This is a genomic window from Sulfolobus sp. B1 (assembly GCF_007050195.1).
Classification (GTDB): domain Archaea; phylum Thermoproteota; class Thermoprotei_A; order Sulfolobales; family Sulfolobaceae; genus Saccharolobus.
Window position 1 is genome coordinate 1 of the sequence record NZ_QIMI01000149.1, and the last position, 3,395, is coordinate 3,395.

Annotated in this window: 3 protein-coding genes; 2 read left to right on the plus strand and 1 reads right to left on the minus strand. The window is 32.6% G+C overall.

All coding sequences use genetic code 11. The annotated features are described in order from the left end of the window. Together DMP16_RS08585 and DMP16_RS08590 are read left to right on the plus strand one after the other, a co-directional pair. Positions 1-499, plus strand: a 499-nt coding sequence (locus DMP16_RS08585) for a DUF2192 domain-containing protein (protein WP_143577100.1), incomplete at its 5' end; no start/stop codon positions are given. A 46-nt stretch (positions 500-545) separates the two neighbouring features. Next, complete coding sequence (locus DMP16_RS08590) at positions 546-1,448, plus strand: CBS domain-containing protein (protein WP_069282589.1); 903 nt, start codon at positions 546-548, stop codon at positions 1,446-1,448. A gap of 251 nt (positions 1,449-1,699) precedes the next feature. Here the strand turns inward: DMP16_RS08590 and DMP16_RS08600 are convergent. Next, a partial coding sequence (locus DMP16_RS08600) for a helicase-related protein (RefSeq protein WP_255446848.1) occupies positions 1,700-3,395 on the minus strand: 1,696 nt, incomplete at its 5' end.

Below are 3,395 nucleotides of genomic sequence, written 5' to 3' on the forward strand. Positions count from 1 at the left end.
TATAGGAAAGCATGGTTTAGGTCTTTTTGATGAAAATAAGAATATTTTCGACAAATTGTTAGATAAGGAAGAGAAGTATGAGTATATATCTAATCTAATCCTAGATGGAAAGGTAAGAGAAGCATTTGATCTTGCTGAAAGCAGTAAGGATAATTTAGCTAAAGCTTTAAGGATGACATTTACTGAAGTAATATTCTCCTTTGAACCGGATGAAAAATTATACAGATCACTTAGAAACTTGAACGCATCTGATAATGATCAGATCAAGCACACTGCTAAAAGCTTTTCCAGATTTTACACTGCTTTTAAGCTAGCTGAGGGAATAGCCGAAGGGAGCATACGGGATAAGTTAACTTATATAGCAATGAAAAAATCGATAGCAATATCTATTGGGATAGATTATCCACTGCCTAAGCTTAGTTATGTTGATCTAATAGCGAAAGAGGTATTTAACCTAAATAAAAAAATCTTAACAAGAGTCCTAGGTTCTAAGTTATAAAAGCATAGATATTTTTAACTACTAATTTTAAATTATAATTTAGAGTATGCAGAATCTTTCACCCACCCAAAGGGAAATATTACTTGCACTTACAGATTTATATAATAAGCATAAAAGGATGATAAAAAGCAAGGAAGTAGCTGACGTTATAAATAAGGATGAAGGTACAGTAAGGAACATAATCTTAAGTTTAAAAGTGCTAGGTCTAATTGAATCTAAACCAGGTCCTAATGGTGGTTACATACCTACTTTAAAAGCTTACGAAATTATAAACAATCCAACAATAACCCCTATTCTCGACAAGTTAAGTCTATATAAAGGTATGATAGAAACAGATATCAAGATAGAGAATATAGAAATTATAGACATAACTAATCCTTCCGCTAATCGTGTTCTTCTTAAAGTAGAGGGTGACTTAAGAAAATTAAAAGTAGGAGACCCAGTCAGACTAGGACCAACGCCATATAGTAGATTAGTTATAGAAGGACTAATATTACATCTAGATGAAGCTAGTAAGGAGGTGGTTGTAGACGTGAAAAGAATGATAAGTATCCCTAAAGAAAAAGTTAGAAACTTGATATCAAAGAAACTGATTGCCCTAAAACCAGAGACTAGCCTCAGAGAAGCATCAATGATATTTTACAAAGAATCTATAAGAGGAGCTCCAGTAATAGATCATGATGAAAAAGTAATTGGGATCTTAACTACTGCTGATATTATAAAAGCTTTCTTTGAAGGAAACTATGATGCTAAAGTAACTGACTACATGAAGACAAATGTAATAACTATTAAAGAAAATGATGATATTTTGGAAGCTATAAGGAAAATGATAATATATAATGTAGGAAGACTATTAGTTATTGACTCTGACAGCAAGGCAATAGGAATTGTTACTAGAACTGACATTTTAAGATCTATTGCTGGTCTTGAAGGTCTATGGGTAACTTGAGAGAAAGATGCGGAATCATATGCAACGATAAGTTCTATGAAATTGAAAACTCTAGTAACTCGACGATGGAATTTACTTGTAATGCTGAAGCATTGTATAGGATACTAATTAAATGTGGAGGAGACGTTAAAGCAATAGTTCATACACATATGTTAGATTGTTTCCCTAGCTCTAGAGACTTAATTTCCATGGAAATATGGAACGTGACTTGGATAATTGTTTCAAATAGTTGTATAAAAGCATTTAGAAAATTAAACAGAAGTATAAGCGAGGTCGATATTAACTCCCTTTTGCCTCAAGAAGTCTATGACCTTATCGTGAAGCTTCTTCATTAATTCTCTCTTATCTTCAGCTAGAACTACATCTGAATGTCCCTTAATTATAATACTATGGGAAAACGGACTTGGAATAGTAGTAGGACCAAATATAACCAGCCTTATTTCACTACCTTCTATTTTCTTCAGTATCTCTTTAGCTCTAATTACGTCCATATGATCTTCTAATATTTCCCTTATTGTCTCTTTGAGAACTGGGAAGTCTGGAAACTCCTTTATAGAATTTAAAAGTATTTCTGAGTTAAGTTCTCTTCTCTCTAAATTGGTTTCTCTTCCCTTGTATCTTCTTAATATCATAAACGATCTCTCCGCACAATGTCTAAACCTCCTTTTTAACATTTCAGTCCTCATAATCGCTTTGCTCAATATATCATAAATATTTGATGATTTAACCTTATCGAATAGTCTCAAAACATTATAGCTATCCAAATTAGAAACCTTACTAACACTTAGAGAGAAACCATTATCTGTAACTGATATCTTCACATCTATATTTAGATCCTCACTTAAAGCATAAGCTAAAGCTCTAGATAAAGCATCGAGTGCTCTTCTGCCAAAAAGTGCATGAAATATATAGTTTCTAATGCCTTCCTCATCGTCATAAATTTCGATCATTATTAATTTATCTGATGGTATTATTCCATTTGTAAATAAATATTGTTCCAATATATAATTGTAAATTGTTGATGAAGCAGATTTCGAAATACTATACTCTTTTGAAATCCACTCTATTATTTCTTCTTTATTATTTCCTTTACTCAACATCTCTGCAACAGTTCTTCTAAACTTTCCAATTTCAAGGGCTGATTCGTAGGATAATGGCAACATCTCTGAAAACCAACTGGGCACTGTAGGTCTCTGCCCAGCTGCATCTTTTACTACTACCTTAGAACCTTTACTACTTAGGAACTCATAAGTTCTACCGCCTAATACAAAAATATCCCCGGGAGATAGGATCTCTACAAATTCTTCTTCCAAATTACCTACATATTTACCATAATCTGTAATAACCTCAATCATAGCTTCGTCTGGTATGGTACCACTATTCATAAAGAATATCATTCTACTACCTCTTTTAGGATAAATTAGTTTATCCTCTTTTAGTCTAATTTTAGAATAAACATTTTTTAATTCCAGCCCAAATAGCTCACCATTAAGGTATCTAATCACAGACTCATATTCTTCATTTGTGAGATCTTGAAAATTGTAGGAATTCCTTAAGATATTATATAATTCTTCTTTCTCAATATTCGAAATCAAGCTGGAGGCTACTATTAATTGTGAAAGGACATCTAATGGTTTTTTAGGTATATTAATATTATCAATCTTTCTATCAACCGCTAGTTTAGTTAACACAGTACACTCTACTAGATCATCCCTATCTACAACCACTATCCTACCTTTACTAATATTTCTAATGTGGTGCCCAGCCCTTCCTATCCTTTGTAAAAGCCTACTAACACTCTTAGGGCTACTTAGCAAAATTACTAGATCGATATAACCTATGTCTATACCTAATTCTAAACTTGTAGAAGAGACAACTACTTTCAAGAGCCCTCTCTTCAACTTATCCTCTACCTCAAGTCTAACATTTCTACTTAAACTACTGTGA

Excerpts from the sequence above, each read along its gene's own strand:
- DMP16_RS08590 (WP_069282589.1), top strand. The coding sequence starts at position 546 with ATGCAGAATCTTTCACCCACCCAAAGGGAAATATTACTTGCACTTACA.